This window comes from Duganella dendranthematis, assembly GCF_012849375.1.
GTDB classification, from domain to species: domain Bacteria; phylum Pseudomonadota; class Gammaproteobacteria; order Burkholderiales; family Burkholderiaceae_D; genus Rugamonas; species Rugamonas dendranthematis.
Genome location: NZ_CP051684.1, coordinates 381,678 through 401,159 on the forward strand (window position 1 = coordinate 381,678; position 19,482 = coordinate 401,159).

Annotated in this window: 23 protein-coding genes; 6 read left to right on the forward strand and 17 right to left on the reverse strand. The window is 60.8% G+C overall.

Annotation, left to right across the window (positions count from 1 at the left end):
• Nucleotides 1-13: 13 nt before the first annotated feature.
• Nucleotides 14-2,134, reverse strand: a complete 2,121-nt coding sequence (pnp, locus tag HH213_RS01855; protein ID WP_110848989.1) for a polyribonucleotide nucleotidyltransferase — start codon at nt 2,132-2,134, stop codon at nt 14-16.
• Nucleotides 2,135-2,325: 191 nt separating this feature from the next.
• The gene (gene rpsO, locus HH213_RS01860; RefSeq protein ID WP_026637007.1) at nt 2,326-2,595 is read right to left on the reverse strand and encodes a 30S ribosomal protein S15; all 270 of its coding nucleotides are present in this window, start codon (nt 2,593-2,595) and stop codon (nt 2,326-2,328) included.
• Nucleotides 2,596-2,741: 146 nt separating this feature from the next.
• On the opposite strand from rpsO, the gene HH213_RS01865 reads away from it, so the two are divergent.
• From HH213_RS01865 to HH213_RS01875, 3 genes are all read left to right on the forward strand, one after another.
• The gene (locus HH213_RS01865) at nt 2,742-3,227 is read left to right on the forward strand and encodes a hypothetical protein (RefSeq protein ID WP_169110405.1); all 486 of its coding nucleotides are present in this window, start codon (nt 2,742-2,744) and stop codon (nt 3,225-3,227) included.
• 110 nt (nt 3,228-3,337) lie between these two features.
• The gene (locus HH213_RS01870) at nt 3,338-4,150 is read left to right on the forward strand and encodes a hypothetical protein (protein ID WP_169110407.1); all 813 of its coding nucleotides are present in this window, start codon (nt 3,338-3,340) and stop codon (nt 4,148-4,150) included.
• A gap of 47 nt (nt 4,151-4,197) precedes the next feature.
• Complete coding sequence (locus tag HH213_RS01875) at nt 4,198-5,241, forward strand: TonB family protein (protein ID WP_169110409.1); 1,044 nt, start codon at nt 4,198-4,200, stop codon at nt 5,239-5,241.
• Between the two features lie 11 nt (nt 5,242-5,252).
• Here the strand turns inward: HH213_RS01875 and HH213_RS01880 are convergent, their stop codons facing one another.
• The 10 genes from HH213_RS01880 to HH213_RS01925 all read right to left on the reverse strand — a co-directional run bounded on the left by HH213_RS01880 (nt 5,253) and on the right by HH213_RS01925 (nt 13,306).
• The gene (locus HH213_RS01880; RefSeq protein ID WP_169110411.1) at nt 5,253-5,927 is read right to left on the reverse strand and encodes an ArsR/SmtB family transcription factor; all 675 of its coding nucleotides are present in this window, start codon (nt 5,925-5,927) and stop codon (nt 5,253-5,255) included.
• Nucleotides 5,924-6,256 (reverse strand): antibiotic biosynthesis monooxygenase family protein, encoded by a 333-nt coding sequence (locus tag HH213_RS01885; protein WP_169110413.1) that lies wholly within the window; start codon nt 6,254-6,256, stop codon nt 5,924-5,926. Before HH213_RS01885 ends, HH213_RS01880 begins: the two co-directional genes overlap by 4 nt.
• Nucleotides 6,253-7,149: an alpha/beta hydrolase gene (locus tag HH213_RS01890; RefSeq protein ID WP_169110415.1), complete on the reverse strand. Its 897-nt coding sequence runs from the start codon at nt 7,147-7,149 to the stop codon at nt 6,253-6,255. The genes HH213_RS01885 and HH213_RS01890 overlap by 4 nt, the downstream gene beginning before the upstream one ends.
• Nucleotides 7,146-7,454, reverse strand: coding sequence for an NIPSNAP family protein (locus tag HH213_RS01895; RefSeq protein WP_110848996.1), 309 nt, complete (start codon nt 7,452-7,454; stop codon nt 7,146-7,148). Before HH213_RS01895 ends, HH213_RS01890 begins: the two co-directional genes overlap by 4 nt.
• 69 nt (nt 7,455-7,523) lie before the next feature.
• Nucleotides 7,524-8,447, reverse strand: a complete 924-nt coding sequence (locus tag HH213_RS01900; RefSeq protein WP_169110417.1) for a sugar kinase — start codon at nt 8,445-8,447, stop codon at nt 7,524-7,526.
• The gene (locus HH213_RS01905; RefSeq protein WP_169110419.1) at nt 8,444-9,991 is read right to left on the reverse strand and encodes a 2-isopropylmalate synthase; all 1,548 of its coding nucleotides are present in this window, start codon (nt 9,989-9,991) and stop codon (nt 8,444-8,446) included. The genes HH213_RS01900 and HH213_RS01905 overlap by 4 nt, the downstream gene beginning before the upstream one ends.
• A gap of 58 nt (nt 9,992-10,049) precedes the next feature.
• On the reverse strand, nt 10,050-10,919 hold the full coding sequence (gene pssA, locus HH213_RS01910) for a CDP-diacylglycerol--serine O-phosphatidyltransferase (RefSeq protein WP_110848999.1): 870 nt from the start codon (nt 10,917-10,919) through the stop codon (nt 10,050-10,052).
• A 97-nt stretch (nt 10,920-11,016) separates the two neighbouring features.
• Entirely contained in the window at nt 11,017-11,757 is a 741-nt protein-coding gene (locus tag HH213_RS01915) for an SIMPL domain-containing protein (protein WP_169110421.1), read from the reverse strand.
• A 42-nt stretch (nt 11,758-11,799) separates the two neighbouring features.
• Entirely contained in the window at nt 11,800-12,426 is a 627-nt protein-coding gene (locus HH213_RS01920; protein WP_169110424.1) for an Npun_F0296 family exosortase-dependent surface protein, read from the reverse strand.
• Nucleotides 12,427-12,544: 118 nt separating this feature from the next.
• On the reverse strand, nt 12,545-13,306 hold the full coding sequence (locus tag HH213_RS01925) for an SIMPL domain-containing protein (protein WP_169110426.1): 762 nt from the start codon (nt 13,304-13,306) through the stop codon (nt 12,545-12,547).
• A 176-nt stretch (nt 13,307-13,482) separates the two neighbouring features.
• Between HH213_RS01925 and HH213_RS01930 the strand changes: the two genes are divergently transcribed.
• Nucleotides 13,483-13,734 carry a hypothetical protein gene (locus tag HH213_RS01930; RefSeq protein ID WP_169110428.1) on the forward strand — a complete coding sequence of 84 codons (252 nt, stop codon included), beginning with the start codon at nt 13,483-13,485 and terminating at the stop codon, nt 13,732-13,734.
• Nucleotides 13,735-13,741: 7 nt separating this feature from the next.
• Here HH213_RS01930 and HH213_RS01935 read toward each other — a convergent pair whose 3' ends face one another.
• The 5 genes from HH213_RS01935 to HH213_RS01955 form a co-directional block, all read right to left on the reverse strand.
• The gene (locus tag HH213_RS01935) at nt 13,742-13,948 is read right to left on the reverse strand and encodes a DUF6434 domain-containing protein (RefSeq protein WP_110849004.1); all 207 of its coding nucleotides are present in this window, start codon (nt 13,946-13,948) and stop codon (nt 13,742-13,744) included.
• Nucleotides 13,945-14,637 (reverse strand): hypothetical protein, encoded by a 693-nt coding sequence (locus HH213_RS01940; protein ID WP_169110430.1) that lies wholly within the window; start codon nt 14,635-14,637, stop codon nt 13,945-13,947. The genes HH213_RS01935 and HH213_RS01940 overlap by 4 nt, the downstream gene beginning before the upstream one ends.
• Before the next feature lie 120 nt (nt 14,638-14,757).
• Nucleotides 14,758-15,774, reverse strand: a complete 1,017-nt coding sequence (gene ilvC, locus HH213_RS01945) for a ketol-acid reductoisomerase (protein ID WP_110849006.1) — start codon at nt 15,772-15,774, stop codon at nt 14,758-14,760.
• A gap of 42 nt (nt 15,775-15,816) precedes the next feature.
• A complete protein-coding gene (gene ilvN / locus HH213_RS01950) occupies nt 15,817-16,308 on the reverse strand; it encodes an acetolactate synthase small subunit (protein ID WP_110849007.1) in 492 nt (163 codons plus the stop codon).
• A 1-nt stretch (nt 16,309) separates the two neighbouring features.
• Nucleotides 16,310-18,049, reverse strand: coding sequence for an acetolactate synthase 3 catalytic subunit (locus tag HH213_RS01955; protein ID WP_110849008.1), 1,740 nt, complete (start codon nt 18,047-18,049; stop codon nt 16,310-16,312).
• A gap of 458 nt (nt 18,050-18,507) precedes the next feature.
• Here HH213_RS01955 and HH213_RS01960 point away from each other — a divergent pair, with 458 nt between their 5' ends.
• Both HH213_RS01960 and HH213_RS01965 read left to right on the forward strand, forming a co-directional pair.
• Nucleotides 18,508-19,077, forward strand: coding sequence for an RNA polymerase sigma factor (locus HH213_RS01960; RefSeq protein WP_110849009.1), 570 nt, complete (start codon nt 18,508-18,510; stop codon nt 19,075-19,077).
• Complete coding sequence (locus HH213_RS01965) at nt 19,074-19,478, forward strand: DUF3619 family protein (protein WP_169110432.1); 405 nt, start codon at nt 19,074-19,076, stop codon at nt 19,476-19,478. Before HH213_RS01960 ends, HH213_RS01965 begins: the two co-directional genes overlap by 4 nt.
• The last annotated feature ends 4 nt before the right edge of the window (nt 19,479-19,482 follow it).

Sequence of the window (19,482 nt, forward strand, 5' to 3'; positions counted from 1 at the left end):
AGCTTAGCTCAGATTACTGTGCAGCAGCGGCAGCTTCTTCAGCAGCAGCTTTCATCGACAGTTTCAGGCGGCCGCGGTCATCGGTTTCCAGAACCTTGACGCGCACTGCCTGGCCTTCTTTCAGGTAGTCGGCCACGGCGTTCACGCGCTCGTTGGCGATCTGCGAGATGTGCAGCAGACCATCTTTACCTGGCATCACTTGCACGATCGCGCCGAAGTCCAGCAGCTTCAGGACCACGCCGTCGTAGGTCTTGCCCACTTCGACCGAGGCGGTCAGTTCTTCGATGCGGCGCTTGGCTTCCTGGCCGGCAGCAGCGTCGACGGAAGCGATGGTGACCACGCCTTCGTCGCTGATGTCGATCTGGGTGCCGGTCTCTTCGGTCAGCGCGCGGATCACGGCGCCGCCCTTGCCGATCACGTCACGGATCTTCTCTGGGTTGATCTTGATGGTGATCAGGCGTGGTGCGAAGTCCGACAGTTCGGTCTTCACGCTCGGCACGGCCTTCTGCATTTCGCCCAGGATGTGCTCGCGGCCTTCTTTGGCTTGCGCCAGCGCCACTTGCATGATTTCCTTGGTGATGCCCTGGATCTTGATGTCCATCTGCAGTGCGGTGATACCGTTGCGGGTACCAGCGACTTTGAAGTCCATGTCGCCCAGGTGATCTTCGTCACCCAGAATGTCGGACAGCACGGCGAAACGGCCGCCTTCCTTGATCAGGCCCATGGCGATACCGGCCACGTGCTCTTTCATCGGCACGCCGGCATCCATCAGCGCCAGGCAGCCGCCGCACACCGAGGCCATCGACGACGAACCGTTCGATTCGGTGATTTCCGACACCAGACGCACCGAGTAGCTGAACTCGTCAGCCGACGGCAGCGCGGCGATCAGCGCGCGCTTGGCCAGACGGCCGTGGCCGATCTCGCGGCGCTTCGGCGTTCCGACGCGGCCGGTTTCGCCGGTGGCGAACGGTGGCATGTTGTAGTGCAGCATGAAGTCATCGGTGTACTCGCCCATCAGCGCGTCGATCTTCTGCGAATCGCGGGCGGTGCCCAGCGTCGCTACGACCAGGGCCTGGGTTTCGCCACGGGTGAACAGGGCAGAACCGTGGGTACGCGGCAGCACCGAGGTGCGGATCGCGATTGGACGCACGGTGCGGGTGTCGCGGCCGTCGATGCGGGGTTCGCCTTCGAGGATCTGCGAACGCACGGTTTTCGATTCCATGTCGAACAGGATGTTGCCAACTTCGACGTTGTCCGGGGCCGCAGCGCCGGCAGCGGCAGCTTCCGCCGCCAGGTCCGCCACCACTTGCGACGACATCGCGCGCAGCTTGTCGGTACGGGCTTGCTTGTCGCGGGTCTGGTAGGCTTCGCGGATTTTCGACTCGGCGAAATGGGCCACGCGGCCGATCAGCGCTTCGTTTTTGGCTGGTGCGGTCCAGACTTGCTCAGGCTTGCCGCCGTCGCGTACCAGGTCGTGAATCGCGTCGATCACGGCCTTCATTTCGGTGTGGCCGAAGACCACGGCGCCCAGCATGATTTCTTCCGACAGCTGCTGCGCTTCCGATTCCACCATCAGCACGGCGGTTTCGGTACCGGCAACCACCAGGTCCATCTGCGAGGTTTTCAGTTGTTCGACGGTTGGGTTCAGGATGTACTGGCCGTTGGCGTAACCCACGCGGGCGGCGCCGATTGGGCCGTTGAACGGTACGCCCGACACGCACAGCGCGGCCGAAGCACCGATCATCGCGGCGATGTCTGGATCGATTTCTGGGTTGACCGACAGCACGTGAATGACGACTTGCACTTCATTCATGTAGCCCTCTGGGAACAGAGGACGAATCGGACGGTCGATCAGGCGGGATGTCAGCGTTTCTTTTTCCGAAGGACGACCTTCACGCTTGAAGAAACCGCCCGGGATTTTACCGGCAGCATAGGTTTTCTCAAGGTAGTCGACGGTCAGCGGGAAGAAGTCCTGGCCTGGTTTCGCGTCTTTGCGCGCCACCACGGTAGCCAGCACTACGGTGTCTTCAATCGACACCATCACCGCGCCGGAGGCCTGACGAGCGATCTCGCCAGTTTCCAGCGTGACGGTGTGTTGACCGTACTGGAAGGTTTTCGTAACTTTATTAAACATGGGTAATCCCTTTCTATTTGCCGACAGATTTTCAGGGGCTGTCGTTCACCTCACCACAGGCAGCCGCAAGGCCACCTTTACTACATTCACTACATGCTACAAATTAGCAATTTTTTAACGTCCAGAAAGACAAAATGCCCGCGACAGCAAACTGGCGCAGGCATTTTGATTTAAGCCGGACGACGCAAGAATTACTTACGCAGGCCCAGTTTAGCGATCAGATCGCGATAACGGGTGGCGTCCTTGTTTTTCAGGTAGGACAGCAGGCTCTTACGACGGTTAACCATCATGATCAGACCACGACGCGAGTGGTGATCTTTGCTGTGGGCTTTGAAGTGGCCGTTCAGCTCGTTGATGCGTGCGGTCAGCAGTGCAACTTGCACTTCTGGCGAGCCGGTGTCTTTTTGGCCACGGGCGTTGTCAGCGATGATCGCTGCTTTGTTGATGTTTTCTACGGTCATGATATTTACCTTTAACATGCGGTGCGCGGAGTCATAACCCCACCCACCGTGATTACAATGAAGCCTGGCCGAAAAGACCAGACCCGGAAGTATAACGGAAAAAATCACGCATGCGCTATTTTTGCTGCTTTTTTCAGGAGATAAACATGAACAACGCGATTGTTCTGACAATCCTGGCGCTGGCCGTCAGCGCCTGCGCCCACTTCGGCGAGCCGCCGCCCCAGCCGGGCGCGCCGCTGGCCGCAGTCAAGGAGCGCCTCGGGCAGCCGACCAATGTGTATGTCAACGGCGCCGACACCATGCTGGAATACGCCACCGGCCCGATGGGCCAATACACCTGGATGGCGCGCATCGGCGCCGACGGCAGGCTGGTGTCGTACGAGCAGGTGCTGACCAGCGCCAAGTTCGGCACCGTCAAACTGGGCCGGGACGACAAGGCTAGCATCCTGCGCACCTTCGGCCGCCCGACCCAGGTCACGCATTATGCGAGCGTGGACGGCGACGTCTGGCTTTACCGCTATAAAGAGCAGGATGTGTGGAATTCGATGATGTCGGTGGAATTCAACCGCCAGGGCGTGGTGCAGGCCATGGTCAACGGGCCGGACGAGGAGCGCGAAGTGCGCCGACGCTAGGCGATTTCAAGTAGGAGCATTCCCACGTGCACTAAAGAAGTGCGCCGACGTATTTTTCATCGCTTGGTTGCTATTATCTTCCCATCAATATTGCAACCCATGGAGAATTCATGTCCTTCCGTACGCCCCCTGCCCGCCACGCCATCTACGCCGCCACTTTGATGGCTTTGAGCACTGTCAGTGCCATTGCCTGGGCAGACCCGTCGCCGGCGCTGGACCGCGCCAGCCTGTCGGTCGGTGCGTTTTATACCGAGCCACGCATCAACTACGAAGGCGACACCAATTACGGCCGCATCGACACCGGCACTTACAAGACCGATCACGTGACGTTGCCACGCGTAAAAGCGTCGATGCTGCTGGGCGATTCGCAAGGCCTGGACTTCGACTACTACCGTTACGACAAAACCTACAGCCCGACCTTGAGCGGCACCACCAATTACAACGGCCTGCCACTGACCGGCAATGGCAAGCTGGACGCCAAGCTGAAGCTGGACCTGGCCAATCTGGCCTATAAATGGTGGATCGGCAGCGGCAATGATGTATTCGGCGTTGGCGTCGGCGCAGCCTATTACCAGGCCAGCCTGAAAGGCACCGCCAGCGGCGTGCTGAACGGCGTGGCCGGCAGTGGGTCGTATGAAGAGAAAGAAAGCGCCTGGGCGCCGTTGCTGGAACTGGGCTGGCGTCATTCCATTTCGGAAAACGTCCGCGTCTACGCTGACGCTTCCGGTATCAAGAAAAATGGCGGCAGCATCCAGGGCCACATCTACGGCGGCGCCATCGGCGTTGAATGGTTCCCGGTCAAATCGGTGGGCGTGGTGGCGGAATACACGGCCAGCAAAATCAGCCTGAACCGTCAGCGCGACAACACCGACCTGAATATCCGCTTGAACGGTCCTGCGGCTTACGTCAAAGTTCGCTTCTAATTCGACAATCATGCTAAATTGACACCCACTATCTGGAGGGTGTCAACATGACGAAATATCCCGCCGCGTTCCTCGCGGCGTTTTCATTGGTAACCACCGCGCTGGCCCAAACGCCGGCGGCCAACCGCGCCGTGGCGGAGTTCAGTACCTGCGTCAAGCCGGAATGGCCCAAGGAATCCTTGCGCAAGGAGCAGCAGGGCACGGTGCAACTGGCTTTCCTGATCGGCGCCGATGGCAACGTGCAAGATACCCGCGTGGTCCGCTCCAGCGGCCATCCGCTCCTCGACAGCGCGGCCAAAGACTCCCTCTCCAAATGTAAATTCAAACCCGCCATGCATGATGGCCAAGCCGTCGAAAGCTGGACGCAGATGCAGTACGTCTGGAAGATCGATGGCCCGTCACCACAACAAATGGCTGCGGCATTCGCCAAGGCGCGCGAAGGCGCAGAACGCGGCGAGACGGTCGCGCAGTACAAACTTGGCGTGCTTTACTTGAACGGCCAGGGCGTCAAGCAGGATCGCGACGAGGCCAGCAAGTGGTTGCAAAAAGCGGCCGCACAAGGATCGGCCGATGCGCAGGAGGCGATGGGAGTGCTCATGGCGCCGCGCGCTAACTATCCCGGCGATAGCGCGCTGGCGGCATCATGGTTCCGTCAGGCGGCGGAGCAAGGCAAGCCACTCAGCCAATATTTCCTCGCCATGCTGCTGCGCACTCAGGGCAAGGATGACGAGGCCGTGGTTTGGCTGCGCAAGGCGGTGGCGCAAAATCAACCCGCAGCCGAGTCGATGTTGGGCGTGATGCTGCTGAACGGCGGTCAGTCAGGTGACCTGCCGGAGGCGGTCGACTTGCTGGGCAAGGCGGCGCAGCAGAATGATCGCATCGCACAAATGGCATTGGGCGAGTGCTACGAAAAAGGTCGTGGCGTGGATCAGGACTACACGCGGGCGGCCAAGCTGTATCAGGGTGCGGCGACGGCAAATATCCGTAGTGCGCTCGTTTCGCTGGCGCGGCTGTACGACAACGGCCAGGGCGTGCCGAAAGACACGGCCAAGGCGGAGCAGTTGCGTAACCAGGCGATTTCGGTGCAATAAGCGCCGCTGGTTCAGCGCTTCAGCCAATCATCCAGTGACTGCTGACCGCTGGCGGTGACCGTCAGCGCGCGGCTGTCGGCGCTGCGGCGCAGCCAGCCGCGTTCTATGAAGTTATCCAGCAGCGCCACTGCCAGCGGTCCGGCGAAGTGGTCGCGCCGTTCGGACCAGTCGACGCAGCCATATAGCTGGCGCGGCGCTTCTTGCAGCACGATGCCCTGTTCCCGCAGGTGCACTGCCCCTTCCTCGGTCACAGCATAGTCGTGGGCGTCGCCACTTACCCAGCCGTTTTGAACGAAACATTGGCACAGGTCCACGCCCAGCACGCCCGCCAGGTGGCCGTAGCAGCTGCGAGCGTGGCGCAGGCCGTGCATGGACGGCGCCTTCCAGCGGGTGGATTCCGGCAGCGCGCCATCGGCCACCCGCAGCAGCGCTTCCAGTGCGTGCGCCACATTGCCGTCGGCAAGCATGTAATAGCGATGGCGTCCCTGCGCGCGCACGCGGGCCAGACCTTCGTCGACCAGCAGCCGCAGATGCTGCGAGGCGGTTGGCGCAGCTACGCCAGCATGCTGCGCCAGCTCTGTGGCCGTATAGAAGCGGCCATCCAGCAGGCGCGATAGCATCAGCGCCCTCGTCGGATCGCCGATGGCGGCGGCGACGCGTGCAAAGCGCGGCTGCGCCAGCGTCATGGCGCGCCAGCCGGCGCTTGCGCGCGGTCGTGCATGCCGTAGTCGCGTATCACCGAGGCGACGCGCAAGCGATAGCTGTCGAACACACCGCCACGCCCTGCTTGCTGCGCGGCGCGATGCTCTTCCTGCCTGCACCATGCCCGTACCGCCGCCTCGTCGCGCCAGAAGGATAGCGACAACAGCTTGCCCGGCTGCGTCAAACTGCTGAATCGCTCGACAGATATGAAGCCGTCCACGCCAGCCAGCAAAGGCGCCAGTTGGCCCGCACGCTGCAAATACTCGGCGTGGCCATCGGCACTAGGCGTCACTTCAAAAATCACGGCGATCACGTGACAGCTCCGGATAAGAAATCGTTGACGGCATTGTAAAGCAGGCCACGGGACGACTCCAGGTGCATCAAGTGGGTCGCGCCGGGAATGGTGACGTTGACTTTGGCGGTGCCGATGATCGCATCCAACAAGCGATCCGCATCGACGGCGCTACAAGCACGATCCCATTCGCCGCGCACCAACAAGGTCGGGACATTGATGGCGGCGGCATCGTAGAGCATCTGGCCGCCGCGCAGCGCACGCATATCCCGCTGCGGTCCTACCGGCGACAGCACGGCAGGTGGCGTGCGCTGGCCGGCGTCTGGATCGGTCGCCAGAAAAGCCTTGCTCCACAATTGGAAGTGTTTCTCCGACAGCAGTTGCGCCTCACCGGCCGGAACATCTTCAATGAAGCGACGGTACTGCGCCCACGCGCTCACCAGGAAGTGCGACGATGTTGGTGCTGGCGGCATTGCGATGGCATCGCGCGCCAGAATCGGGGCGAATAATGCCAGCGACGCCAGATCCTCCGAGTGGCTGGAAGCATAGCTCAGCGCCACTGTGGCTCCCCAGGAATGCGCCAACAGGTTCACACAGCGACCGTGATTGCGGGAACGGATGGCGGCGATCACGCGCTGTAATTGCGGCAGCACTTGCGCGATGTCGCCGACAGGATGCGCAGCGTCCACCGGATAACGATCCGACGCGCCATAACCGGCGAAGTCAAACGACCAGACATTGAAGCCGGCATCACACAGCGCATCGGCCCATGAACGCCCATCCAGCTGGTAACGCACCGACAGATCGGCGCCGAAAGTCGAGCCATGGACGTAGAGCACATCGCCTTTGTCCGCCGGCGAAGGCTGGTGATACAACGCCAGTGCAGGCTCACCGGCGGCCTCCAGGCGGATCACGACGCTACCTTTGAAAGAAAGGTGCGCTCCTCGCGCAGGATGAAGCGCTGCTGCTGAGCGAAGGCGAAATTATCTTTAGCCTCGGTGTCCTCGCGCAAGCGGGCGCGGTACGCTTCGTACTCCGCCAGCGAGTCAAAGCCGACCAGCCCCCACGCCTCGTAATTGGTGCCTTCCAGCGGCAGGAAGTAGCCCAGCAGCCGACCGCCCAGGCGCGGAATGATGCGGTTCCAGTTTTCGGCATACTGGCGAAACGCATCGCGCTGGAAGGGATCGATCTCGTAACGGATGAAGCAAGTGACAGCCATGTGAACCTCCTGTAGAAAACATCAGGATAGTCACCTGGCCGCGCAAATGCTTCGGCGTGGAGCGAAGTATCAGCCCAATGCGGCGCGGACTTGCGCGGCAGTCGGAATCGGCGCCACTGCGCCGTGACCCAGCGTGGACAGGCCGGCGGCGGCATTCGCATAGCGCACCGCGTCGGCCAGCGTGTCGCCGTTGGCGAGACGCGCCAGCAGGCTGCCGTCAAAGCAGTCGCCGGCGCCGGTGGCGTCCACCGCCTGCACTGCGCGGGCTGCGGCCAGTTGCGGCTCCCCGCCCTGCTCCGCGTACCACGCTCCCGATGGCCCGGCCTTCAGCACCACCGTATGAGCGCCGTGCGCGCGGGCCCACGCGAAGATCGCCGGCACGTCGTCGGTGCCTGCCAGCGCCACCGCTTCGTCCAGACTGGGCAGGAACAGATCGGTCATCGCAATCGTCGCGCAGATGGTCGCGCGGGCGCGCGCTAATGGCCACAAGGACAGGCGCAGGTTGGGATCGAAACTCACTTTGCCGTTCGCCGCGCGCGCGGTTTCGATGGCGGCAAACACGGTGTCGCAAGCGCTGGCCGATATCGCCTGGGAGATGCCGGAGACGTGCAGCCAGCGCGTGCGCCCCGCCGCACTCAGGTCCATGGTTTGCGGCTGCATACGGCTGGCCGCCGATCCTGCGCGCAGATAACTGAAGCTGTGCCCTTGAGGTCCATGATTGACGAAATACAGCCCGGTCGGCGCCTGCGCATCACGTGCCACCGCGCTGACGTCCACACCTTCGGCCTGCCACAGGTCCAGCAGCATGCGGCCGAAATGGTCTTCGCCAACACGGCTCAGGTAGGCCACGCGCGCACCCTGGCGGCTGGCGGCGATGACTGCGTTGGAGGTATCGCCGCCAAAGCCCTGGCGGTACAACGGCTCGCTGGCGTTGGCCTGGTTGAATTCCACCATGGCCTCGCCCAGCGCCACCACGTCAAATTGCTCACTCATGGTTGCGGATTGACTCGTTCAATTTTCGAATGCAGTTTGTTCAGCGCCGACAGGTAGGCCTTGGCCGAGGCCACGATGATGTCCGGGTCGGCGCCGACGCCGTTGACGATGCGGCCGTCCTTCGACAAGCGCATCGTCACCTCGCCCTGCGACTGGGTGCCGGTGCTGATGGCGTTCACCGAGAACAGCACCAGCTCAGCACCGCTGCCCACTTCTCCCTCAATGGCGTTGACGGTGGCGTCGACCGGGCCATCGCCACGGCCTTCGCTGGCGTGTTCCTCGCCGTCGATAACGAACACGATTTTGGCAGTCGGCGTCTCGCCGCTAATCGAGCGCTGCTCCAGCGAGACGAAGCGATAGAACTCGCTCTCCTGCGACTGCTGTTCGTCCGACACCAGCGCCAGGATGTCCTCGTCAAAAATCTCGGCCTTGCGGTCGGCCAGTTCCTTGAAGCGCGCGAACGCCGCATTGACTTCAGCCTCCGACTCCAGATCGATACCCAGTTCCTGCAAGCGCTGCTTGAAGGCGTTGCGGCCGGAGAGCTTGCCCAGCACGATCTTGGTCGCAGCCCAGCCGACGTCTTCGGCGCGCATGATCTCGTAGGTCTCGCGCGACTTCAGCATGCCGTCCTGGTGGATGCCGGAAGCGTGCGCAAACGCGTTCGCGCCCACCACCGCCTTGTTGGGCTGCACCGCAAAGCCGGTAATCTGCGACACCATTTTGGACGCCGCCACAATCTGCGTGGTGTCGATGCCGCATTCCAGGTTGTAGTAGCCGCCGCGTGTGCGTAGCGCCATCACCACTTCTTCCAGCGCGGTGTTGCCGGCGCGTTCGCCGAGGCCATTGATGGTGCACTCGACCTGGCGCGCGCCGCCGATCATCACGCCGGCCAGCGAATTGGCCACCGCCAGCCCAAGGTCGTTATGGCAGTGCACCGACCACACGGCCTTGTCGGAATTGGGGATGCGCTCGCGCAGGCGGCGGATGGTCTCGCCGAAAATCTCCGGAACCGCATAGCCCACCGTGTCCGGGAAGTTGATGGTGGTCGCGCCTTCGGCGATCACGCCTTCCAGCACGCGGCACAGGAAGTCCTCGTCCGAGCGGCTGCCGTCTTCCGGGCTGAATTCGATATCGTCGGTGAACTGGCGGGCGAAGCGCACCGCGTCGCAGGCCTGCGCCAGCACCTGCTCCGGCAGCATGCGCAGCTTGGCCTCCATGTGCAGCTTGGAGGTGGCGATAAAAGTGTGAATGCGTTTGCGCTCGGCCGGCGCCAGCGCTTCGGCAGCGCGGGCGATGTCGCGGTCATTGGCGCGCGACAGCGAGCAGATGGTCGATTCGCGCACCACCGTGGCAATCGCCTTGATGGATTCGAAGTCGCCCGGCGAGGCGGCCGCGAAGCCGGCTTCGATGACGTCCACGCGCAGGCGCTCCAGCTGCTTGGCGATGCGGACTTTTTCGTCCTTCGTCATCGAGGCGCCGGGCGATTGTTCACCGTCGCGCAGCGTGGTGTCGAAGATGATGAGGCGGTTGGATGAGTTGTTCATGATCGCTCCGTGGCTAATGCTTCGTTGCTTAATCTTCTCAGGGCCTACCGCCCGGTGTTTAGCGCCGTTCGCTCGGATCGTCGCTGTGCATGTCGGTCTGAATCAGGCTGACCTTCTTGCCCTTGGCCGCGCGCCAGGCGGCGACCACATAGCCCGAGATGCCATAGATCGCAAACAGAGGCCACAAGGTGGCCGCCGGCTTGATGGCAATCAGCGCCAGTCCCAGCGCGATCAGGAACACGCCGATAAACGGCACCGGCTTGCGGAAGTTGACGTCCTTGAAGCTGTAGAACGGCACGTTGCTGACCATCGTCAGGCCGGCAAACAAGGCGATGCCCCACGAGACCCAGGCCATTTCCAGCCCGGAGACTTCCAGGTCCAGCATCATCAGGATAAAGCCGGCAATCAGCGCGGCGGCCGATGGCGACGGCATGCCCTGGAAGTAGCGCTTGTCCACCACTTCGATATTGGTGTTGAAGCGCGCCAGGCGCAAGGCGGCGCCGGCGCAGTAGACAAACGCCGCGATCCAGCCAAGCTTGCCCAGGCCGCGCAGCGACCACTCGTACATCACCAGCGCCGGCGCGGCGCCGAACGACACCATGTCCGACAGCGAATCGTACTGCGCGCCGAATTCGCTTTGTGTATTGGTCAGGCGGGCGACGCGGCCATCCAGACCGTCCAGCACCATGGCGATGAAGATGGCCCAGGCGGCGTGCTCGAATTTCTGGTTCATCGCCATGACGATGGCGTAGAAGCCGCAGAACAGCGCCGCCGTGGTGAAGGCGTTCGGTAGCAGATAAATGCCGCGATGGCGCGGCCGGTCAAGATCCTCTCCGCGGGCGCGACGCGCAAAACGGCTGAAACGGGACGTTTTGGGCAGTTTGGCGATGGCCGCGTTCTTGGCGCGGCGGCGGGGAAAATTGGGCATGGTGATCCATTCTGGTTATCGTGTGTGCGCCATCATTATAGAGGAGCCGCCTATAAAAAAGGGATGGCGCGCCATCCCCTATTGTGCCCAAGTTCGCTTATTTGAAGCGCACTTTGCCCACCAGCCGCATCGTCAGCGTGGTTTCGCCCGGTTCGAAGCTTGGCTCCGTCACCGGCTCGGCAGCGGCGCGGGCATACGCCGCCACACTCGAGCCGGTCACCTGGACCCGCTCGGCATAGTTGCCGGTGCCTTCAAAATCCACCGTATCGAGCACGGCATCGCCGACCTTGCGGCCCATGGCGGCGGCGATGGAAGTGATGCGCTCATTCAAGTTGAGATAGGTGGCGGCAATCCGCCGGTCGTCCAGCTTCTTGCTGGTGGCCGGCGCAAGGCCGAAGCGCAGCTGGTTCAGGCTCAACGCGATTTGCGCGGCAGCCACGGTCTTCGGCAGGCTGTCGAGGTTGGTTGTAACCAGCTGCACCGACTGGCCCACGCGCCAGGAAGTCGGCACGCGCGGCTTGCGCGGCTGGCCGGGCGGCGCCTGCACTTCTTCCGGGTAAACCGGATAGGTGTAGTAGTTCTGGGTTTTCAGGATGGCTTGCGGATCGGCCTTCTTCAGCAACTCCACGCCCTGCTTCATCTTCTGGTTGACGCGTGAGGCGGCGGCGGCTTTGTCCTTGTCGATCTCCTCAACCGACAGCGTGGCGGTGGCCTGGTCATTGACGTGGGTGACTTCGCCAATGGCCGGCACCACCACCAGCGTGCCGGTGGTCGGCAAGGATTGCGCCTGGGCGGCAACAACAAACGTCGTCAGGACGGCAACAGCGAGGTGTTTCATTGCGGACTCCAGTGAGGGATAAACCCTCACTCTACCGCACTGTCAGCCCCGCGCACGACGGCGACGCGCCATTGTGCCCAACAGACTTAGGCCGCTCAGCAGCATGGCATAGGTTTCCGCTTCCGGCACCTCCGACACGATGAAGGCGTGGTTGTCCGTTTCAAACGAATCGCTCGTCGAACGCAGTTCGATCCAGTCGAATGTGGTGCCGCCGGTGGCAAACACATTGAAATAGTAGGATGCGCGCGAACCCGGCACCAGATCTTGTATCTGCTGGCCGGTGATGGTGGTCAGGCTACCGTCCGAGCCGTGAAACGTGACCGAATTGTAGTCATCTATCGTGCTGAAATAAAAACCGAAATACGTCGTGCCCTGGTGGTAGCCAAAGGTAATGCGCGAGGTTGGCTCGTTCGCGCCGACGATCAGATATTGGGTGTGGTCATAATCCGGCGCGGTGTAGTGCTGGTCCGGGGCCGTGCCGGTGACGAGTTCGCCACCGGTGTAATACACGTCGGCTGGCGGTGCGCTGTCGAAGGTGGCGGTTTGCGCCACTTGCCATGGCGTGAACTGCCCCGAAGTGAGCTTCAGTGTGGAAAAGTCCACCGCCGCGCTGGCAAGGGTGGATGCGGCCGCCAAAGAAATGGCGAGCAGAAGTTGAATGGATCGCATAAATCTCCCGGGGTGGAATGAAAACAGATTGTTTTCAAAATAATAATATATTATTTGACGTGATTATCAAATGAATATTATTGATTGCAAACTGCAAGCCATCCCGGGGCGATCATTCTTATTTGAAGCGGACCTTGCCCACCAGTTGCATCTGCAAGGTGGTTTCGCCCGGCTCGAAGCTTGGTTCGGCCACGTCGGCCGTGTCGGCAGTCTTCATGCGCATCATCATCGGCGCCGCCGCCGGCCGGGATTCCGTGTAATTGCCCGAGCCTTCAAAGTCGACCGTATCGAGCACGGCGTCGCCAACCTTGCGGCCCATTGCATTGGCGATCGAGGCGATGCGCTCGTTCAGGTTTTTATAGGTGGCGGCGATGCGCTGGTCGTCCAGCTGCTTGGTGGTTTCCGGTTTCAGGCCGAAGTTGATGCTGTTGAGCGTCATGATCTTCTGCGCGGCGGCCACGGTTTTGGGCAGCTTGTCCAGGCTGGTGGTGGTGACTTCCAAGTATTGGCCGACGCGCCACGAGGTCGGCACGCGCGGTTGCTTGGCCGGACGGCCGTTGGCCAGCACGATCTCTTCCGGGTAGACAGGATAGGTGTAATAACCCTGGGTTTTCAGGCTGGCTTGCGGATCTTCCTTCTTGACGATCTCCAGGCCCTGCTTCATCTTGCTGTTGACGCGCGAGGCAGCGGCGGCCTTGTCCTTGTCGGTTTCCTCAATCGCCAGCATTACGACGGCCTGGTCGTTGGCGTGTTTGACTTCGCCATAAGCCGGCACCACCACCAGCGTGCCAGTGGTTGGCAGTGCATCAGTCGGAGCGGCGTGCGCGCCCAGCGCGAAGGACACAGCAGCAGCGGCGGCAAGTTTTTTCATCAGGTTCATTACGGCTCCAAAGTTGAGATTACGACAAGCCGCACTGTACATGAATTTACAAAGCACACCTGTAAGACATGGTGAGTGTTTGTAACAAGACGCCTGGCGTCGGTGCAGCCCGGCAATTAAGCATTTTTTAATACTCTGCTTACTATGATGGGGAATTAGCGACGGAGGACAGCGCCATGGCGATTGTGATTGAGTTTGCGTTCTACCTGTTGATGGAAGTCATCTTGTACACCATCGGGCGCGTGGTTATCCCTATCATCTCGTTTGGCCGCGCGCGGGCAATTTATGCCAAGGAGTTCTTTCGAGGCAAGCTAGCGACCTATGATGAGGAAACCGGCAAGATGCTGATCTCCACCTGGGGCGCTTCACTGATCGGCGGATTGACGCTGTGGGGTGTGCTGCTGCTGTCGTTTACTTTGGCGCGCTGACGGCGACTCAGCTGCGCCGGCGCTGCCATTCGTCGGCGATGTCACCGATGGTTTGGGCAGCGCCGCTGCGTATCCACGCCATCAGGTCGCGGTCGAACTTGAAGTCGGGGCCGCATTGCGCGGTCAGGAAACGGCGCACGTTCTGGGTGTTTTTGTAGGTGGCGTCCACCACCGTCGCGCGCGAGATGGCGCCGCCGTGCCAGTCAAATGTCATTGATTGCCTGTCGTGAGTTGAATCAGCTTTCTGGTGGTCTTCTGGCTGTGCTGCATCAGTCCGTCCAATTGCTGCTTTACCCAGCCGTCAGTCGTCGTGCTGCCGTTGTAGCAATGCATGCCTGCGAAAACGGTTGAACACAGCAGCTCCTCCACAGGGCTTTGAATGTGCAGGGTCAGCAGATCGTCCGTCGCCAGCAGGTAGGTTCGCGCTTCACCATCCTTATCGAGAGTCACAATCCCCGAGTAGCCTGGCGTCCACGGATCGCGGCGCATGCGGGCACCTACAGGCAGCGGCGCTGCGGGCCTTTTTTGCCGGGCCACAAAAAAGGTATTAAACGCCTGATCCCAGACTGCCGGTTCGACTTCCACCAAGGCCCGCAACCGGACGCGCGCGTTCTCCACGGTGAACTCGGTAACAAACGCCTTCTCCTCGTTACGGTACAGCACCCAGATCTCCTCCCGGTATGCCCACGGGGCAAAGCGAATCATGGCGAATTGGGTGACGCCTTTGGCGCGCAGTTGCTGCTCGATGTCAGCTGCGGTGTTGCGCGTCAGGTCAAGTGTCTTATTCAGCTGCACCACGTCGTCCGGCGCCTGCGCTGCAATCAACTCGGCCTCCGTGCCGGCAAACGCAATGCGCGCCAGAAGCATGCAGGTCAATCCAATGACTAATTTTGAGCGCAGCATACAGTTGGCATGAACGGTTGGGCCACTAGCATAACCGTAGGGAATGGCCGCAATATTCACACATTCCCACCAAATGAAAAAAGCCGGCGTGAGCCGGCTTTTCGTTGGAGCGGAGGTCGATTAGTTCTTCGACTGGTCGACCATTTTGTTTTTGGCGATCCAAGGCATCATGGCGCGCAGTTTGGCGCCGACTTCTTCGATCTGGTGCTCGGCGGTCAGACGACGACGCGAGATCAGGGTCGGTGCGCCTGCTTTGTTTTCCAGGATGAAGGACTTGGCGTATTCACCGGTCTGGATGTCTTTCAGGCACTGACGCATCGCATCTTTGGTCGCCGAGGTCACCACTTTCGGGCCGGTCACGTACTCGCCGTATTCGGCGTTGTTCGAGATCGAGTAGTTCATGTTGGCGATGCCGCCTTCGTAGATCAGGTCGACGATCAGCTTCAGTTCGTGCAAGCACTCGAAGTACGCCATTTCCGGCGCATAGCCCGCTTCGGTCAGGGTTTCGAAGCCGGCTTTGATCAGCTCGACCGCACCACCGCACAGCACGGCTTGTTCGCCGAACAGGTCGGTTTCGGTTTCTTCGCGGAAGTTGGTTTCGATGATGCCGGCCTTGCCGCCGCCATTCGCCGATGCGTACGACAGCGCGATGTCACGCGCCACGCCGGATTTGTCCTGGTACACCGCGATCAGGTGTGGCACGCCGCCGCCCTGGGTGTAGGTAGCGCGCACGGTGTGGCCTGGGGCTTTCGGTGCGACCATGATCACGTCCAGGTCAGCGCGCGGCACGACTTGGCCGTAATGCACGTTGAAGCCGTGGGCGAAGGCCAGTACCGCGCCTTGCTTGGCGTTCGGTGCGACGTTTTCGTTGTAAACCTGGGCGATGTTCTCGTCCGGCAGCAGGATCATGATGACGTCGGCGGCCTTGACGGCCTCGTTCACTTCAGCGACTTTCAGGCCGGCTTTCTCAACCTTGGTCCACGAAGCGCCGCCTTTGCGCAGGCCAACGGTGACGTTGACACCGGAGTCGCTCAGGTTTTGTGCGTGCGCGTGGCCCTGCGAGCCGTAGCCGATGATGGCGACGTTTTTGCCTTTGATCAGGGAGAGGTCAGCGTCTTTGTCGTAGAAAACTTTCATGTTCATTCCTAGTAAATTCGTTATGTATGAGGTGCTTGCTGCTTAAACTTTGAGGATGCGTTCGCCGCGTCCAATGCCGGAACCGCCGGTGCGGACTGTTTCAAGAATCGAGGCGCGGTCGATCGAATCGATAAACGCGTCGAGCTTGCTCTTGGCGCCGGTCAGTTCAATCGTGTAGCTCTTTTCGGTAACGTCGATGATGCGGCCGCGGAAGATGTCCGCCGTGCGCTTCATCTCTTCCCGTTCCTTGCCCACCGCCCGCACCTTGATCAGCATCAGTTCGCGTTCGATGTGATGGCCTTCGGTCAGGTCCACCACCTTCACCACCTCGATCAGGCGGTTCAGGTGCTTGGTGATCTGCTCGATGATGTCATCCGAACCGGAGGTGACGATGGTCATCCGCGACAAGGTCGGGTCTTCGGTCGGCGCCACGGTCAGCGTCTCGATGTTGTAGCCGCGGGCCGAGAATAGGCCCACCACGCGGGACAGCGCGCCGGCTTCGTTTTCCAGCAATACAGAGATAATGTGTCGCATGTTAGAGATCCTCCGAACCCAGCAGCATTTCGGACAGACCCTTGCCTGCTTTAACCATCGGCCAGACGTTTTCCGATTGATCGGTGATGAAGTTCATGAACACCAGCTTGTCCTTCATCGCAAACGCGTCGCGCAGTGCGCCGTCGACGTCGCCCGGTTTCTCGATGCGCATGCCGACGTGGCCATAAGCCTCGGCCAGCTTCTCGAAATTCGGCAGCGAATCCATGTAGGACTCGGAGTAGCGCGAACCGTAGTCGATCTGCTGCCACTGGCGGACCATGCCCAGGAAGCGGTTGTTCAGCATGATGATCTTCGGCGTCAGGTGGTACTGCTTGCAGGTCGCCAGCTCCTGGATGCACATCTGGATCGAACCTTCGCCGGTGATGCAGGCAACGGTGGCGTCCGGATTGGCCATCTGCACGCCCATGGCGTACGGCAGGCCGACCCCCATGGTGCCCAGGCCACCCGAGTTGACCCAGCGCTTAGGCTTGTCGAACGGGTAGTACTGCGCGGCCCACATCTGGTGCTGGCCGACGTCGGAGGTGATGAAGGCGTCGCCCTTGGTCACTTCCCACAGCTTTTGCACCACCGATTGCGGCTTGATTACCAGGTCGGACGAGGCGAACTTCAGGCAATCCTTGCCGCGCCATTCGCCGATCTGCTTCCACCAGTCCTTGAGCGCAGGCTGATTCGGCTTGGCGTCCGACGCGTCCAGCTGCGCCAGGAACTCGATCAGCACGTCCTTGACGTTGCCGACGATAGGAATATCGACTTTCACACGCTTGGAAATCGACGAAGGATCGATGTCCACGTGGATGATTTTGCGCGGATGGGAGGCGAAGTGTTTCGGGTTGCCGATCACGCGGTCGTCAAAACGGGCGCCGATGGCGATCAGCACGTCGCAGTGCTGCATGGCCATATTGGCTTCATAGGTGCCGTGCATGCCGGGCATGCCGACGAAGTTTTCGCTCGACGCTTTATATGCGCCCAGGCCCATCAGCGTGTTGGTGACCGGGAAGCCAAGCTTGTCCACCAGCTTGTTCAGTTCCGGCGCCGCGCTGGCCAGGATCACGCCGCCGCCGGTGTAGATCATCGGACGTTCGGCTTGCAGCAGCAGTTGCACCGCCTTGCGGATCTGGCCGGAGTGACCTTTGTCGACCGGTTTGTACGAACGCATCTCGACCTCTTTCGGGTACGAGAAGGTCGTTTTGTGCATCGAGATATCCTTCGGAATATCGACCAGCACGGGGCCGGGACGGCCGGTGCGGGCGATGAAGAAGGCTTTCTTGACGGTTTCCGCCAAGTCCTTGACGTCCTTGACGAGGAAATTGTGCTTGACCACCGGACGGGTAATGCCGACCGTGTCGCATTCCTGGAACGCATCCTGGCCGATCGCGTGGCTCGGCACCTGGCCGGAGATCACCACCATCGGGATGGAATCCATGTACGCAGTGGACAGACCGGTCACCGCATTGGTGACACCCGGACCGGACGTGACCAGCGCAACACCGACCTTGTTCGACGAGCGCGAATAGGCATCGGCGGCATGCACCGCAGCTTGCTCGTGGCGTACCAGAACGTGTTGGAATTTGTCTTGCTTGAAGATGGCGTCGTAGATGTACAGGACGGCTCCGCCCGGATAGCCGAAGACGTGTTCCACGCCCTCTTCCGCCAGGCAGCGCACCAGTATTTCTGCGCCAGTCAATTGATTGCTGCTAAATGAAGATGCTTCGGTATTCATGAAACATTCCTTTCAAGGTCCATAGGAGATTGATCGGATGCTCTGTCCTGACGAAGTACAAATACCGCTACAGCTCTGCCCAGCGTCCCTTTATTTATGCGGTCGCACTGCCTCTTCCGCCAACCGTAGTGACGTGCAAAGCGATGCTAGCGCAAACTCTCGTTTGGCCGGGTTTTCCGTAGTGGTTATGCGTACCTCTCGTACTTGTGGTACGGGCGAGAGCAAACTGCCTACATATGAAAGCGCGTCGTGTCGTTGCGGCGTTGTGTGCCTGCTGCGACCAGACCATAGAGCTTCGGGGTTGTTCAAAGCGTCCCATAACTTACACCCGCCGCCCCCGTTTGGGCAAGGGATAATTCGGAAATTGATCAGTTTTGACGTAAAACCATGCAAAACACGACGTTTTTTGCTAGCATGCGCCTCAGTTCAAAAAACCCGGCAGCCCCCTTTCCCGACGCATGGCCACAGACAAAGAATTATCCGACTTCCTCGAAAACGTCGAACGCCGGGCCTTCAAGCAAGCCGTCTACGCAGTACGCAAGGACGAATCCGCCCTGGACATCGTGCAGGACGCGATGATCAAGCTCGCCGAAAAATACGGCGACAAGCCGGCCGCCGAGCTGCCGATGCTGTTCCAGCGCATTCTGCAGACCACTATCCTCGACTACTTCCGCCGCGAAAAAGTACGCAACACCTGGGTCAGCCTGTTCTCCGGCATGGGCCCGGCGGGAGAGGACCATGAGGACTTTGATATACTCGAATCCTATGCTGCAGAGGCCGGTAGCGAAGCGGCCGAGTCCGGCGCCGACAAGCTCGAACGCCAGCAAACCCTGGCGCTCATCGATGCCGAAGTACAAAAGCTTCCGGCACGTCAACGCGAAGCCTTCCTGATGCGTTATTGGCAGGATATGGATGTAGCTGAAACTGCGGCGGCCATGGGCTGCTCAGAAGGCAGCGTCAAAACGCATTGCTCTCGTGCAACACATGCGCTGGCCGAGGCGCTGGCAGCCAAGGGACTTAAATTATGAACACCGACGATCTGAATTTCGCTTACAAAGTGCGCCACGCGCTCAATGAACGGCTGGACGAGCTGCCGGCCTCGACGACCGACCGCCTGGCGCAAGCGCGCAAGATGGCGCTCGCCCGCAAGAAAGCCCACGTGGAAGTACCACTGGCGGTACGCGTGGCCAAGACCGAACTGGCTGCGGCCGGCGGCGGCTTCATGTCGCAATTCAACTGGCTGGGCCGCTGGAGCATGGTGGTGCCGGCGCTGGCGCTGGTGATCGGCATGGTTGGCATTTATCAGTACGAACAGCAGGAACGCATCGCCGATCTGGCGGAAATCGACGCTGCCGTGCTGTCGGATGAATTGCCGCTGAACGCCTATCTGGATCACGGCTTCAACGCCTATCTGTCGCAAAGCGAGTAAGCCG

Excerpts from the sequence above, each read along its gene's own strand:
- pnp (WP_110848989.1), bottom strand. The coding sequence starts at position 2,134 with ATGTTTAATAAAGTTACGAAAACCTTCCAGTACGGTCAACACACCGTC.
- rpsO (WP_026637007.1), bottom strand. The coding sequence starts at position 2,595 with ATGACCGTAGAAAACATCAACAAAGCAGCGATCATCGCTGACAACGCC.
- HH213_RS01865 (WP_169110405.1), top strand. The coding sequence starts at position 2,742 with ATGAACAACGCGATTGTTCTGACAATCCTGGCGCTGGCCGTCAGCGCC.
- HH213_RS01870 (WP_169110407.1), top strand. The coding sequence starts at position 3,338 with ATGTCCTTCCGTACGCCCCCTGCCCGCCACGCCATCTACGCCGCCACT.
- HH213_RS01875 (WP_169110409.1), top strand. The coding sequence starts at position 4,198 with ATGACGAAATATCCCGCCGCGTTCCTCGCGGCGTTTTCATTGGTAACC.
- HH213_RS01880 (WP_169110411.1), bottom strand. The coding sequence starts at position 5,927 with ATGACGCTGGCGCAGCCGCGCTTTGCACGCGTCGCCGCCGCCATCGGC.
- HH213_RS01895 (WP_110848996.1), bottom strand. The coding sequence starts at position 7,454 with ATGGCTGTCACTTGCTTCATCCGTTACGAGATCGATCCCTTCCAGCGC.
- HH213_RS01900 (WP_169110417.1), bottom strand. The coding sequence starts at position 8,447 with ATGAGTGAGCAATTTGACGTGGTGGCGCTGGGCGAGGCCATGGTGGAA.
- HH213_RS01905 (WP_169110419.1), bottom strand. The coding sequence starts at position 9,991 with ATGAACAACTCATCCAACCGCCTCATCATCTTCGACACCACGCTGCGC.
- pssA (WP_110848999.1), bottom strand. The coding sequence starts at position 10,919 with ATGCCCAATTTTCCCCGCCGCCGCGCCAAGAACGCGGCCATCGCCAAA.
- HH213_RS01915 (WP_169110421.1), bottom strand. The coding sequence starts at position 11,757 with ATGAAACACCTCGCTGTTGCCGTCCTGACGACGTTTGTTGTTGCCGCC.
- HH213_RS01920 (WP_169110424.1), bottom strand. The coding sequence starts at position 12,426 with ATGCGATCCATTCAACTTCTGCTCGCCATTTCTTTGGCGGCCGCATCC.
- HH213_RS01925 (WP_169110426.1), bottom strand. The coding sequence starts at position 13,306 with ATGAACCTGATGAAAAAACTTGCCGCCGCTGCTGCTGTGTCCTTCGCG.
- HH213_RS01930 (WP_169110428.1), top strand. The coding sequence starts at position 13,483 with ATGGCGATTGTGATTGAGTTTGCGTTCTACCTGTTGATGGAAGTCATC.
- HH213_RS01935 (WP_110849004.1), bottom strand. The coding sequence starts at position 13,948 with ATGACATTTGACTGGCACGGCGGCGCCATCTCGCGCGCGACGGTGGTG.
- HH213_RS01940 (WP_169110430.1), bottom strand. The coding sequence starts at position 14,637 with ATGCTGCGCTCAAAATTAGTCATTGGATTGACCTGCATGCTTCTGGCG.
- ilvC (WP_110849006.1), bottom strand. The coding sequence starts at position 15,774 with ATGAAAGTTTTCTACGACAAAGACGCTGACCTCTCCCTGATCAAAGGC.
- ilvN (WP_110849007.1), bottom strand. The coding sequence starts at position 16,308 with ATGCGACACATTATCTCTGTATTGCTGGAAAACGAAGCCGGCGCGCTG.
- HH213_RS01955 (WP_110849008.1), bottom strand. The coding sequence starts at position 18,049 with ATGAATACCGAAGCATCTTCATTTAGCAGCAATCAATTGACTGGCGCA.
- HH213_RS01960 (WP_110849009.1), top strand. The coding sequence starts at position 18,508 with ATGGCCACAGACAAAGAATTATCCGACTTCCTCGAAAACGTCGAACGC.
- HH213_RS01965 (WP_169110432.1), top strand. The coding sequence starts at position 19,074 with ATGAACACCGACGATCTGAATTTCGCTTACAAAGTGCGCCACGCGCTC.